Origin of the sequence: Halovivax sp., assembly GCA_007119345.1 — an archaeon.
In the GTDB taxonomy this organism is placed as follows: Archaea; Halobacteriota; Halobacteria; order Halobacteriales; family Natrialbaceae; genus Halovivax.
The window spans coordinates 1-12,740 of the sequence record SKPV01000246.1 but is presented as its reverse complement, the minus strand read 5'-3'; the positions used below and the strand labels follow the sequence as shown (position 1 = coordinate 12,740).

The following is a 12,740-nucleotide window of genomic DNA, read 5'->3' as shown; positions in this document are numbered from 1 at the left end:
GCGGACGTGTTCCGGCCCGGCGAGTGAGGCGGACGTGTTCCGGCCCGGCGAGTGAGGCGGACGTGTTCCGGCCCGGCGAGTGAGGCGGACGTCCGGTCCGGCGGTCCTCGCCGATCCGGCGCCGGGACTAAGGCGTCTCACGGCGTCCCGTCGGACATGGCCGGGGACGATCCCACGGCGATCCGGTCGATCGCGATCTCGGCCGCGGACGTCGTCGACGCGTTCGTGTACTCGCGTGAGAACCCGGGCAACGCCGTTCTTCGGGTAACGCCCCCGTTCCACGGGCGGATGCGCGCCCGGCTCCACGTCTACCACCGGGACGACTCCCGACTGACCGGCGCGGTGCACGTCGAGCCCGCCGATCTGCTCCCGGCCGACGTGGTAGCGGCTTACCCGTCGTTCGAGGCGTTCGCGGACCGTGCCGACGCCGTCGATCCCGCCGAGATCCGCGAGGCCAGGGGCGAGGCGATCGAGACGTGGCGCGATCGGGCCGCCGACGAACTGGTCGCGTCGGTGGTGCTCGAAGCCGACGGCGAGCGCGTCCGGGTGGACGTGAAGCGTCTCGAGTGATCGGCCGACCGGTTCGTCCGTCGACCCGTCGCTTGCTCGCACTTTCACTTTCACTCCGCACGGGTCGCTTTGACGGTCCCTCCGTGACTCTCCTCCGGTATGAGCACGCACGCGACGGTGATCGAGAACGAATCGACCGCGGGAGTCATCCTCGAGGACGAGCCCGCCGACGTTACCGACGCCGCCGACTTCCAGCGACGGATCGCCCGAACCGAACGTCGCCGGATCGACGTGACGGACCTGGACGCGGCCGGCCTCGAGGAGTTCGTCGAGGAGAACGTCGGCACCCACCTCGTCTCGCTCGAGCACCGCGCCGGTCGGACGTATCTGGTGTTGGAGTAAGGCCGCGGTCCCCCGCACACTCTCGTCGGGCCGGGTGCGACTGAATCGACTTCAAGCTCGCTCCGACGTGTGCACCCGCCGGACTCGGTCGGCCAGCCGTGCCGGTAACGCGTCTCTCGTCTCCGATTCGACCCGAACCGTCTCGACGTCCTCGCGCGCTTTTACTTCGCCGAGGAACCCGCGGGTGCCGCCCTCCGCGATCGCGGCCAGCACCGGTACGTCGGCGTCGAGGGCCGCCCGCGTCTCGGCGACGAACCGGTCGCTCGCCAGTTCCATGGGCGCGATCTCGTCGATCACGACGCAGTCCGCGTCCGCGACGGCGGCGGGGATCGCCGCTCCCGCGACGGCGTCGACGGCGCCGACGTCCACCCGGTACTTCCCGACCGATGGCCCCTCGCGGAAGTCGACGTGGGCCATCGTCTCGCGAGCTCCGGTGTGGACGTCGACGATCTCGAAGCCGACGCGATCGCCGTCCTCGCGCATCTCCGGGCAGTAAATCCCGCCGACGGCGTATCCGTCCGCGCGGAGCCGGTCGACCGCGGGCCGGATGGCGGTCGTCTTGCCGCTGCGGGGCGGGCCGGTGACGAGCGCGTTGTGGGGCATCGGTGGGGTTGACGGTCGCCGGCGCCATCAACGGTTCCCTGCGGATTCGCGGAGCGTCGGTCGATCCACCGCCCGCTCACTCCCCGGTTTCGATAGGCGCCCGAACGAGGTTTCCCCACTCCGTCCACGAGCCGTCGTAGTTGTGGACGTCCTCGTATCCCAGCAGCTCGTGCAGCGCGAACCACGCGATCGCGGAGCGCTCGCCGACGCGGCAGTACGTGACGACGGTCTCGTCGCCGTCGATCCCTTCCTCGGCGTACAGTTCCTCGAGCTCGTCGGGACCCTTGAACCGACCGTCGTCGCGGAGGTTCGTCTTCACGGGGACGTTGGAGGCGCCTGGAATGTGACCGCCGCGCTGGGCGGTCTCCTGGAGTCCTTCCGGGGCGATCAGCTCGCCGGTGAACTCCTCGGGCGAACGGACGTCCACCATCGGGATACCGGCCTCGCGGGCCTTGTCGACGTCGTCCTTGTACGACCGGATGCTCTCGAAGGGACCCTTCGCCGCGTACTCCTGCGCGGGGAAATTCGGCACCTCGTCGCTGAGTGGGTAATCCTCGTTCACCCAATAGTCCTTCCCGCCGTCGAGGACGCGAGCGTCGTCGTGGCCGTAGTATTTGAACTCCCAGTAGGCGAACAGGGCGAACCAGTTGGGGATCCAGCCGTTTCCGTAGAACACCACCGTCGAGTCCTCGCCGATGCCGTGGCTACCGATCACGTCGGCGAAATCGCCCTTCTTGAGGATGTCACGCTGCTGGGGGTCGGAGAGGTCCTCGTCCCACTGGAGCCCGATCGCACCGGGGATGTGGCCCTCCTCGTAGCGCGACGGGAAGTCGCCTTCGTCGGGGGATTCGGGGCTGTTCACTTCGACGAGTCGGAAGCGTGGGTCGTCCGACTGGAACTCCTCCAGGTGGTCTTCGACCCAGCCCGCCGAGACGAGTACGTCCGCGTCGTGTTCGCTCATGCGACGACCCTTCCCACGAGCACCACCAAAAACCGATCAATCCGTCGTCGGCCGCGAATGTCGTCCGCAGTCGCGTCGCCGGCCGACCGTCGGGACGACCGCTCCCCGTCGAATCGCCACCGCTAACCCGCTCGGACGACCAGCGGGGATATGCGACTCGCGCGAATCCTGACCGCAGACGGGCCCGTCGCCGGTCGGTACGAAGACGGCGTCGTTCGCGCCGACGACGGCGCGTACGAGGTCGGCGTCGACGGCCGCCTGCTGGCGCCGTGCGAACCCTCCGCGCTGTACTGCGTCGGCCGCAACTACGCCGAGACGCTCGACCAGATGGACTACGAGCGTCCCGCGGAGCCGGACTTCTTCATCAAGCCGCCGACGTCGGTGATCGCCCACGAGCGACCGATCCCCTTCCCGGAGTTCACCGACGAGCTGACGTACGCGGGCGAGCTCGCGGCCGTCGTCGACGAACGCTGTCGGAACCTCGACTACGAGGAGGTTCCCGGGGTCCTCCGGGGGTACACGATCGTGAACGACGTGGACGCGCTCGACCAGCGGGGGAGAACCGCCCGCAAGGCCTTCGACGGCTCGGGCCCGCTGGGCCCCTGGATCGAGACCGATCTCGACCCCCACGGCGTCGAGATGTGGACCGACGTGGCGGGCGAACGTCGCCAGGAGGCGAGCACGGACCTGATGCTGTTCGAGCCGTACGAGATCGTCGCGTACCTCTCGGAACGATTCACGCTCCGTCCCGGCGACGTGATCGCGTTCGGCAGTCCGGCGAACCCCGGCCTGCTCGAACCCGGCGCCGCCGTCGAGATCACCTACGAGGGCGTCGGCACGCTCCGAAATACGGTGGCCGAGTAGGCGTCGACGAACCCGGCGGTCCGATTCGCTCGACTCCGGTCCGGCACGCCGCCCGTTCGTTTCGGCCCGCCGTCGACCGATGGCGGAACGCACTTCCACGCGCGGCCCCTTCGCGGGGACGTGAGCACGGACGACGAGGCTGGCGACCGCGCCGACGAGGCCGCCGGGGTCGACGAGGGATACGAGGCCCCCAGAGTCGACGAGAATTACGATGCAGGGGAGATCGACGACGGACGCGACGCCACGACGGATGCCGGCGAGGCGTCGGCCGCGGAGACCGACGACCCGCCCCGCCGCGTCGAAGTCTACCCCGGGAAGGAGGTCGTCGTCGAGTTCGACCCCGAGCTGACCTTCGAGTGCGTCGAGGACTGCACGTGGTGCTGTCACCACGGCGTCCTGCTCTACGATCGCGACCTGATCGAGCTCGCCGCGCGCGCGAACCTGTCCGAGACGACGACCGACTTCCGGGCCGAGAAGTTCGTCGTTCGCGAGGAGAAAGGCCGCGACGAGCACGTCGCAGACGACGGGATGGCCTGCGCGTTCCTGGGCGACGACGGCCTGTGTGAGCTGCACCTCGCGGACGAGCGCGACTGGAAGCCGACGCGATGTTCGGTGTTTCCGCTCGCCGTCGAGCGCGAGGACGGCGAGCTACACGTCGACGTGCGAGACTCGGCCCGCGAGCACTGCGAGGGACTCGGCGTCTCCGAGCGGCGGGTGATCGAGGAGCTCGAGGCGTTCCTGCCGGAACTGCTCTGGGAACTCGAGAATCCGGACTCCGATCGCATCCTGTAGCGGGGCCGGCCGCCCCGTTCGCGGCCGTCGGCGGTCGACGCGACGACCCGATCACGCACTCAGTCGAGCGCGACGATGCGGAGTTCGCCGTCGCCCGAGACGGCGACGCCGAAGCCGTTCGACCGGAACTCGATCGAGAGCGACTCGCCGTCGGTCTTCTCGTCCGCGTGCGCGACGAGCCGGCTCAGCGCGTCGGGGTCGAGCGACTCGTACAGCGGCGCGAGCTCCAGGGGCGAGACGCCGGTCGCGTGGGAGAGACACTCGACGATCGTCTCCATCGGTTCGGCGGGCTCGGCGGGGTCGAACTGGGCCCGAAGGAGCGTCGCGGGGCCGCTTGCGTGCGCTGGCATTACTCTCCGACTTTCGACCACCTCGATCAATGGTCACCTGTCCACGGTAACGCTTTACGTAGGGTGGGCCCAGTCCCCCGTGGATCGCACACGGTCGAAGACGGGGACCCGGCCACGGTCGAAGACGTGGCTACCGCACCGGCGTTCGGCGCCCCGACGCGGCTACGCAGTCTCCGTCGCCCGCTCCCACCGCTCGCGGTCGACGGTTTTCCCGTCCAGGGAGGCCGCCTCGAGTTCCGTCGCCGCCCAGACGAACAGCGGGGCGACGTCCTCGGGGGCCGAACCGGCGTTCGCGTACGCGTCCGTCGCGATCGGCCCCGGGTCCACGCAGCCGACGGCGTACTCGGTATCGACCGCGAAACCGCGGGCGACCGCCTCCGCGCCCGCCTTCGACACCGCGTAGGTGCCGGCGCCCGGGGAGGCGTCGGCGGCGACGAAGTGGGTCGGCACGAGGATCCGCGCGCCCTCGTTCAGGTGGGCGAGCGACTCCCGGATCGCGGCGAATACGCCCCGGGCGTTGGTCCGCCAGTGGTCGTCCAGCGCGGTGTAGGAGTCCGCGTCGATGGGCGTCGCGCCGGGCTCGCCGTGGCGGGTCTCGGCCGCGGCGACGACGACGTCGATACCGCTCCTCTCCCCGGAGCGCGAGGCCGTCTCGACGAGTCGCTCGACGTCGAACTCGTCGCGGACGTCGGTGCGGACCCCCTCGACGGCGGCGCCCGCGTCCTCGCACGCCGCGATCGTCTCCTCGAGATCCGTTCCGTCCGCGTCGCCGACGACGACGGTCGCGCCCCTGGCGGCGAACGCGATCGCCACCGCGCGGCCGAGTCCGCTCCCGGCGCCGGTGACGACGACGGTCGTGTGTTCCATACCCGTCGTTTCGCGGCCGGTCACTGGAACCCTCCGGTTCGACGTCGCGCTCGCGGCGGCCCGGCGACCGCGACGGGAAGCGACCCGAGGGATGGCCGCGCGACCTTCCTGTGGGGGCTACACGTTTATGTCGGGCCGGCGAACACGTGACCGCATGCGATCGCTCGACGGGACGTCGGTCGTCGTGGTGGGCGCCGGGGTCGGCGGGTTGTCGACGGCTTGCTACCTGGCCGACGCCGGCGCGGACGTGCTGGTACTCGAGAAGAACGACCAGCTCGGCGGCCGCGCGAGCGTCCTCGAGCGCGACGGCTTCCGGTTCGACATGGGGCCGTCCTGGTACCTGATGCCGGACGTCTTCGAGCGCTTTTTCGGTCACTTCGATCGGACGCCGTCGGATTACTACGAGCTGACCCACCTGGATCCCCATTACAGGGTCTTCTACAAAGATGGGGACGCGATCGACGTCACGGGCGACGTCGAGCGGACGACGGAACTCTTCGACTCCTACGAGGCGGGCGCGGGCGAGGCCTTCGAGCGCTACCTCGAGAAGTCCCGCGAGAACTACGAGGTCGGGATGGAGCACTTCGTCTACGAGGACCGCTCGCGGCTGCGAGACTTCCTCGACCTCGACGTCGCCCGGAACGCCCGCGGGCTCTCGCTGCTGGGGTCGATGCAGGGCCACGTCGAGGACTACTTCGACCACCCGAAGCTCCAGCAGCTCGTCCAGTACTCGCTCGTCTTCCTGGGCGGCTCGCCGAAGAACACGCCGGCGCTGTACAACCTGATGAGCCACGTCGACTTCAACCTCGGCGTCTGGTACCCCGACGGCGGGATCGCGAGCGTGATCGACGCGTTCGTCGCGCTCGGTCGAGAACTCGGCGTCGAGTACGAGACCGGGGCGCCCGCGACCGCGATCGAGGGAAGCGCGGGCGGCTTCGCGGTCGAGACGCCGGGTGGGGATCGCCGCGCCGACCTGGTCGTCAGCAACGCCGACTACGCCCACACCGAGCAGGAGCTCCTGGAACCGGGTCGCCGGGGCTACGACGCCGATTACTGGGAGTCGCGCACCTACGCGCCCTCGGCGTTCCTGCTGTACCTCGGCGTCGAGGGCGATGTCGACGATCTCGCCCACCACTCGCTGGTCCTGCCGACCGACTGGGACCGCCACTTCGAGCAGATCTTCGACGAACCCGCGTGGCCGACGGACCCCGCATACTACGTCTGCGCGCCGTCGAAGACGGACGACTCGGTCGCGCCCGACGGTCACAGCGCGCTGTTCGTTCTCGTCCCGATCGCGCCCGCCCTGGAGGACGATCCGGAGAGTCTCGCCCGCTACCGCGAGTCGATCCTGGCCGACCTGGCGGCCAACGCCGGGACGAACCTGCGCGACCGGATCGTCCTCGAGGAGACGTTCTGCGTCTCGGACTTCGCCGACCGGTACAACAGCTTCAGGGGGACCGCCCTCGGACTGGCCCACACCCTTCGCCAGACGGCGCCGTTCCGCCCGTCGCGGCGCTCGAAGGCGGTCGACGGGCTCTACTTCACGGGATCGTACACGACGCCCGGGATCGGCGTGCCGATGTGCCTGATCAGCGGCCAGCACACCGCCGAAACGGTCGCCGCGGACCGCGGGAACTCCGGGTGACGGTCGTGGCGGAGCGTTCCTCCCGCGAGCCGGACCGGCCCGCGGCCCGCCTCGCACACCTGGTGACCGTCTCCCGGCCGCGGTTCTGGCTCTACCTCGCGGGGCCGGTGGTGGTGGGGGCCGTCTACGGCGCCGAATCGGTCGGCGACCTGACGGCGCCGGTCGCCGTCGCCCTCTTCGCGTACTTCCTCGTCCCGGCGAACGTCTTCCTCTACGGGATCAACGACGTTTTCGACCGCGATATCGACGCCGCGAACCCGAAGAAGGGCGAGGCGGGTCCGGAGGCGCGGTACGCGGGCGACGTCGCCATCCCGGCGGCGGTCGCCGCCTGCGCGCTGGCCGGTGGGGCGCTGTTGTGGCCGCTTCCGACGATCGCGTGGCCGTGGCTCGTCGGCTTCCTCCTGCTCGGCGCCGCCTACAGCGCGCCGCCGTTTCGGTTCAAGACGATCCCGCTCGCCGATTCCGTCTCGAACGGCCTGTACGTGCTTCCGGGCGCGGCGGCGTACGTCGCGGTCGCGGGGAGTCAGCCGCCGGCGCTCGCCGTCCTCGGCGGCTGGCTCTGGGCGATGGGGATGCACACCTTCTCCGCGATTCCCGACATCGGACCCGACCGCGCGGCCGGCATCAGGACGACCGCGACCGTCCTCGGCGAGCGCCGGACCTACGCGTACTGCGGGGTCTGCTGGCTCGCCGCGGCGGCGGCGTTCGCCGCCCTCGACGCCCGTCTGGGTGCGTTGCTGTCGGTCTACCCGGCGCTGGTCGTTGTCGTCGCCTGGTCCGACGTCGCCGTCGACCGCGCCTACTGGTGGTTCCCCGCGGTCAACACCGTCGTAGGGGCGGCGATGACGATGGGCGGCCTCTGGGTGGTGACGCATGGATAACTTCCTCGAGCGGCCGACCGAGACGCGCCGCGAGCGGGCCCAGGAGCGACTGGAGGCGCTGATCCGCGACAACCGGTTCACGATCGCCGTCGTCTTTCCCCTCGTGGGCGCGTTCACGCTGGTCGCCAGCGCGGAGGGCTGGCTTCCGGAGCCGCTGGCGTTCAACCCGCTGTTGATCCTGTTCGGCACGCTCGTGATGCGATCGCCGCTGCTCGTCGGGATCGCGCCGCGGGTCGGCTGGTGGGCGCTGGGCTGTCTCGGCGTCCTCACCGCCTACACGTACGCTATCGAGTTGGTGGGCGTTCGGACGGACCGGCCCTACGGCGCGTTCGAGTACGCCGTCCAGTTGGGGCCGATGCTGCTCGGGGAGGTGCCGGTGGCCCTGCCGCTGTTCTTCGTCCCGCTCGTGCTCAACGCCTACCTGTTGACGCTGTTGCTGCTCGGCCCGCGGGGGTCGAACCCGCTACTCAGGCTCCCGGTCGCGATCGCGGCCGTCGTGGCGATCGACCTCGTCCTCGATCCGGCGGCCGTCGCGATCGGCTTCTGGGCGTTCGACGGCGGGGGCGTCTTCTACGGCGTCCCGGCGACGAATTACCTGGGGTGGGTCCTCTCGGGAACCGTCGCCGTCGTCCTCGTCGACCTGGCGTTCGACCGCGAGGCGCTGCTCTCCCGGGTGCGGTCGTGCGTCTTCGTCCTGGACGACCTGGTCAGTTTCGTCCTCCTCTGGGGGGCGATCAACCTGCTCTACGGCAACTGGATCCCCGCCGCGGTCGCCGGCGGGTTCTGCGTCGCGCTGGTCGCGACCGGGCGGTACGATCGGGAGACGTTCCTCACCGGGCTACCGGACGGCGGCTGAGGGCGACCCGTCGGGGTCGAACGGTGACCCGGATGTCCCGACGTCGCTCGACGGGTCCCCCGCGACGAGGCGATCGGCCCGATGGCGCACCGCTACCGCGTCGCGACGCCCTCGCCGGGGCCCGGCGACGGGTCGATCTCTTCCGGCGACGGGACGGCCGAGACGCGCCGGAAGACGGCCTCCGGATCGCGGTTCCACTGCCAGTGCCACCGGGTCCGGGCCAGACACCAGAGCTTTCGCGTCGTCGAGAGCGACGGCCGCGCGGAGAGCACGTCGTAGCCCTGCGCCCGGATCAGGCGGTGGTGCTCGGCGTAGAGGACGGCCGCCAGGAGGACGGGCAGCTGACAGTCCCGCGGGAGGTAGCGGATGCCGGCGACGCCCTCGCGGTAGCGGGCCTCGGTGCGCCGGAGCTCGGCGGCGATCGCGTCGCCCACGGCGTCGGAGAACTCGAGGCGCTCGATCGCCGTCGGGTCGACGCCGTGGGCGGCCAGGGTCTCCGCCGGAAGGTAGATGCGGCCGCGCTCGAGGACGTCCTCGCGGACGTCCCGGATGAAGTTCGTCAGTTGGAACGCTTCGCCCAGCGCCCGTGCGTGGGGCAGCGCTGCTTCGACGTCCTTCGGCTCCATGATCGCCGTCATCATCGCCCCGACGGCGGCAGCCGAGCCGTGCATGTACGCTTCGAGCTGGGCCTCGGTCTCGTACCGGTCCGTGTGGATGTCGGCCAGCATCGCGTCGACGAAGACGTTCACCTCTTCGTCCGGGACGTCGTAGCGCTCGCGGACCGTCTGGAACGCCTCGAGAACGGGCTCCTCGGCCGGTCGCTCGCCGAGCGCCTGGGCGCGGAGCGCTTCGAGACGGGCGCGCTGGGCCGCGGGCGGCGCGTCGGCCGCGTCGTCGACCACCTCGTCGGCGATCCGGAAGAAGCCGTAGAGGACGTACGTCGGGTGGCGCACCCGCTCGGGGAGCAAGCGGGTCGCGAGGTGGAACGTCTTCCCGGTGCGCTGCTGGATGGCTCGGCCGGCCGCGACGTGTTCCCGTTGCATGGAGGTGGTCGCGTCGTTCCCTGACAACGCGGTGAGACAAGTAGCCTCGTGTCGCTTATAACGACTCTCCCTCACTAGGATGGGTCCCCTCGAACAACTCGTCGAGGACGCGTCGCTCGGCGGCCCGGAGGTGCTGGTGGAACGTCGACCGCGAGATGTCCATGGACGCCGCGAGCTCTTCGCCGGAGATCTCCCGGGGCCACCGGTAGTAGCCGGCGTGGTAGGCGGTCTGCAGGGCCGTCAGCTGCCGCGCGGTGAGTTCGGATTCGATCCGGTCGGCCACGTCCCGGGGCGTCCGCGGGACGCGCTCGCGCTCTCGGTACCGGACGAGCTCGACCGCGTGGTAGCGACGGGAGAGCGCGTCGTACAGGGAACGCGCGGACTGGCCGTCCGAGAGGTCGAGCTCCAGCTCGACGCGCCCGCCCTCGGCGCAGAACCGGCGGACGACGGCGCCGCGTTCGACGAGGATCGCGGGGAGGCCCTCTGTCACGGCGACCTCGAGGAGCGCCCCGTCCTCGCGTTCGGTGACCGTCCGCGCCGAGTCGACCCCCTCGGCGTCCTCGAACGCCTCGCGGAGCGGTTCGGCCGGCCCCTCGACCTCGAAGAAACAGGAGAGCGCGCCGTTCTCGGCCGCGGTCTGGCCGCGGTAGGTGAGGGTCGTCTCGAACCGCGCGGAGAGGTCGGCGACGAGCGCGGTCCGGTCGTCGATCGTGAGCTCGAGTTCGACGACCGAGTCCGTCGTGAGCAGTCGACGCGCCTCGATGGCGTTGATGGCCGTCGCGACGGTGCCGGCCAGCGACTCGAGGACGGGAAGCTCGGGGTCGTCGAAGGCGTCGGCGTCCGCGGCGAACACCGTCAGGACGCCGTAGTCGACCTCGCCGTAGGCGAGCGGGACCGCCGCGACGGCCTCGAAGGCGTCCCCGGCGCCGCTCGGCCACCACCCGGCGCCCTCGTCGACGTCGGTCAGATCCTCGAGGATCTGGGCCTCGCCGGTCCGAACCGCGCGCACGGCCGGGTGGGCGCCCTCCTCGCCGAACTGCAGGCTTCCGTCCTCGAGCGGGACGTCGCCGACTGCGGCCCACTCGCTCGGCGAGAGGCGGTCGCCGGCGACGTCGGCCCGACCGATCCAGGCGAGGACGTACGGGTCCGTCCCGACCACGCTCTCGCAAACTCGCCGCTCGACCTCGCCGCGGCTCCGGGCGCCGACGGCGGCGTTCGTCACGTCGCGGACGAGCCCGTCGACGCGGTCGAGGACGTGTTCCAGCGCCTCCCGCTCGCGGCGCAGTTCGCCCGCCGTCTCCTCGACGGCGAGCTCGGCCAGTTTGCGCTCGGTGATGTCGAGGTGAACCACGACGACGCGGTCCTCGCCGCCCGCCTCGAACCGGTTGGCCCGCATCGTGAACCACCGACGCTCCGACGGCGAGTGACACGGGTACTCCATGGCGAACTCGTCCCGGTCGCCGTCCAGGACGGACCGAAGTCCGTCCGCAGCCCGTCGGGCGTGTTCGTCGTCGGCCTGGGCGGCCGCCGCGACGTAGTCGACCCCGGCGTCTTCCGCTTCCGCCCGACCCTCTGTCTCGCCGAACCGCTGCCACGGTCGGTTCGTCAGGAGGATCCGCCCGTCCGCGTCGAGGACGGCCAGCGTGAGCGGCAGCTCGTCGAGCGTAGCACCTGCCAGCGTATCTCGATCCGCCATCGGTACGAACTGGGTTGCCGACGGCCTTAAGACCGTGGGAGGTGGCGACGTTTCGACTCTACCGCCGCGAGAGCCCCCAGTCCGGCGTTCGCTGGTGGTCCTGGACGGGCGGGGGGTCCTCGACCCCGAGAACCGCGGATACGTGACCGGGGTCGGGGCCGGTGGCAGCTCTCGACCGTCGAATCGTCGTCGGCCGATCCAGCGCCCTCGACGACGGGCTTTGGCGCGTCGACGAAGTCGATAGTCGCGAGCCGGTGACCGCTCGGTCGTCGTTCGGCCGGCTGTATTGGACGAAAACTTCGAATACAGGCGACAGGGACACTCTCGCGGCCGATATTCTGATCCCTCAGGAACGTCTTTGTACTCGTTCGTAGTCCCCACGAGGGGATCGACCGTGCAGGAACACCGCGCAGACATCGACCGAATCACGCTCTTGATCCGTTCGTCGTCGCCGGCACGCGCACCGAACCGCGACCGCGCGCTCCGACTCGCGGATCGGCTCGACCGTGCGGGCGGCGTCGACGTCCGGGTGGAGCGGTGGGGGAAGGCCGTCGACCGATCCCGGACCGTCGGGACGCCGACGTTCGATCGCGTCGCGGGGACCGTCGACGCGTTCGCCGAGTGGGCCGAGCGCGCCGGCCGCTCGCTCGACCGTTCTTCAGGACCCGCCGGCTTCAGGAGACGATCCTCGCGGACTCCCGCGAGGTCAAGTGGCTTCCGACGGTTGCGCTCGCGGAGTACGCCGACGGCCAGCTCGTCCACGTGGCACCGTCGCGATCGACGGATCGCGTGGTCGACGTCGTCTCCAGACTGGAGGCCATCGCGACCCTCGGGTCCGGGTCACCGCTGGACGGGTGACGGTGCGACCCACCGATCGTTTTCGGCCGTCCGGCGGTTTCACCCGTATCCGCCGCGATCGGCCGCTCGGATGCACAGTCACCGAGACCGTGGGTAATTCATATACCCGACCGTGGCATACCCTGGCACATGGGGAAGACACAGACTACGGTCGAGCGGTCACGATGCGTCAACTGTGGATTCACCGCGCCGGACGGCGACGACGCCTGGCGTCGAATCGACGTGCCGGGACTGGGGCGGATGAGCCAGTGTCCGGAGTGCGCGAGCACCAACATCCTCACCGGCGTCTCCATCAACTGACGTGCAGACGGGAGCGAAACTCGCGACGTTCGGCGTCGCCCGTCGCGGTCGAAGACGCGTTCCCGGATCGAGCGTCGCTGATCGCCTTCGGCGTCGCTGGTCGCGTTGAGCG

The 12,740-nt window shown here is 70.4% G+C and carries 14 protein-coding genes and 1 pseudogene; 9 read left to right on the top strand and 6 right to left on the bottom strand.

Annotated features, from left to right (window positions below; all coding sequences use genetic code 11):
- Positions 1-156 precede the first annotated feature (156 nt).
- Together QZT59_RS17045 and QZT59_RS17040 are read left to right on the top strand one after the other, a co-directional pair.
- The gene (locus QZT59_RS17045) at positions 157-570 is read left to right on the top strand and encodes a hypothetical protein (protein ID WP_290819034.1); all 414 of its coding nucleotides are present in this window, start codon (positions 157-159) and stop codon (positions 568-570) included.
- 99 nt (positions 571-669) lie between these two features.
- Entirely contained in the window at positions 670-912 is a 243-nt protein-coding gene (locus QZT59_RS17040) for a hypothetical protein (protein WP_290819032.1), read from the top strand.
- A 51-nt stretch (positions 913-963) separates the two neighbouring features.
- On the opposite strand, the gene QZT59_RS17035 is transcribed toward QZT59_RS17040, so the two are convergent.
- Together QZT59_RS17035 and QZT59_RS17030 are read right to left on the bottom strand one after the other, a co-directional pair.
- A complete protein-coding gene (locus QZT59_RS17035; RefSeq protein WP_290819030.1) occupies positions 964-1,515 on the bottom strand; it encodes a nucleoside-triphosphatase in 552 nt (183 codons plus the stop codon).
- Between the two features lie 76 nt (positions 1,516-1,591).
- Complete coding sequence (locus QZT59_RS17030; protein WP_290819028.1) at positions 1,592-2,476, bottom strand: sulfurtransferase; 885 nt, start codon at positions 2,474-2,476, stop codon at positions 1,592-1,594.
- 150 nt (positions 2,477-2,626) lie between these two features.
- On the opposite strand from QZT59_RS17030, the gene QZT59_RS17025 reads away from it, so the two are divergent.
- Positions 2,627-3,340: a fumarylacetoacetate hydrolase family protein gene (locus tag QZT59_RS17025; protein ID WP_290819026.1), complete on the top strand. Its 714-nt coding sequence runs from the start codon at positions 2,627-2,629 to the stop codon at positions 3,338-3,340.
- A gap of 222 nt (positions 3,341-3,562) precedes the next feature.
- A complete protein-coding gene (locus QZT59_RS17020) occupies positions 3,563-4,132 on the top strand; it encodes a YkgJ family cysteine cluster protein (RefSeq protein WP_290819036.1) in 570 nt (189 codons plus the stop codon).
- A gap of 59 nt (positions 4,133-4,191) precedes the next feature.
- On the opposite strand, the gene QZT59_RS17015 is transcribed toward QZT59_RS17020, so the two are convergent.
- Together QZT59_RS17015 and QZT59_RS17010 are read right to left on the bottom strand one after the other, a co-directional pair.
- Positions 4,192-4,482, bottom strand: a complete 291-nt coding sequence (locus QZT59_RS17015; protein WP_290819024.1) for a HalOD1 output domain-containing protein — start codon at positions 4,480-4,482, stop codon at positions 4,192-4,194.
- Between the two features lie 162 nt (positions 4,483-4,644).
- The gene (locus QZT59_RS17010; RefSeq protein WP_290819022.1) at positions 4,645-5,349 is read right to left on the bottom strand and encodes an SDR family NAD(P)-dependent oxidoreductase; all 705 of its coding nucleotides are present in this window, start codon (positions 5,347-5,349) and stop codon (positions 4,645-4,647) included.
- Between the two features lie 154 nt (positions 5,350-5,503).
- On the opposite strand from QZT59_RS17010, the gene QZT59_RS17005 reads away from it, so the two are divergent.
- The 3 genes from QZT59_RS17005 to cruF are packed head-to-tail and all read left to right on the top strand — an operon-like array spanning position 5,504 to position 8,731.
- Positions 5,504-6,994 carry an NAD(P)/FAD-dependent oxidoreductase gene (locus QZT59_RS17005; protein ID WP_290819020.1) on the top strand — a complete coding sequence of 497 codons (1,491 nt, stop codon included), beginning with the start codon at positions 5,504-5,506 and terminating at the stop codon, positions 6,992-6,994.
- 5 nt (positions 6,995-6,999) lie between these two features.
- Positions 7,000-7,875, top strand: a complete 876-nt coding sequence (locus QZT59_RS17000; RefSeq protein ID WP_290819018.1) for a prenyltransferase — start codon at positions 7,000-7,002, stop codon at positions 7,873-7,875.
- Positions 7,868-8,731 carry a bisanhydrobacterioruberin hydratase gene (gene cruF, locus QZT59_RS16995; RefSeq protein ID WP_290819016.1) on the top strand — a complete coding sequence of 288 codons (864 nt, stop codon included), beginning with the start codon at positions 7,868-7,870 and terminating at the stop codon, positions 8,729-8,731. The genes QZT59_RS17000 and cruF overlap by 8 nt, the downstream gene beginning before the upstream one ends.
- Positions 8,732-8,823: 92 nt before the next feature.
- Here the strand turns inward: cruF and QZT59_RS16990 are convergent, their stop codons facing one another.
- Both QZT59_RS16990 and QZT59_RS16985 read right to left on the bottom strand, forming a co-directional pair.
- Positions 8,824-9,774, bottom strand: a complete 951-nt coding sequence (locus QZT59_RS16990; protein ID WP_290819014.1) for a phytoene/squalene synthase family protein — start codon at positions 9,772-9,774, stop codon at positions 8,824-8,826.
- A gap of 55 nt (positions 9,775-9,829) precedes the next feature.
- Positions 9,830-11,470 (bottom strand): bacterio-opsin activator domain-containing protein, encoded by a 1,641-nt coding sequence (locus tag QZT59_RS16985; protein ID WP_290819012.1) that lies wholly within the window; start codon positions 11,468-11,470, stop codon positions 9,830-9,832.
- Positions 11,471-11,864: 394 nt separating this feature from the next.
- Here QZT59_RS16985 and QZT59_RS19260 point away from each other — a divergent pair.
- Both QZT59_RS19260 and QZT59_RS16975 read left to right on the top strand, forming a co-directional pair.
- Positions 11,865-12,328: pseudogene (locus QZT59_RS19260) on the top strand (HTH domain-containing protein).
- 129 nt (positions 12,329-12,457) lie between these two features.
- Entirely contained in the window at positions 12,458-12,628 is a 171-nt protein-coding gene (locus QZT59_RS16975) for a hypothetical protein (RefSeq protein WP_290819008.1), read from the top strand.
- Positions 12,629-12,740 lie beyond the last annotated feature (112 nt).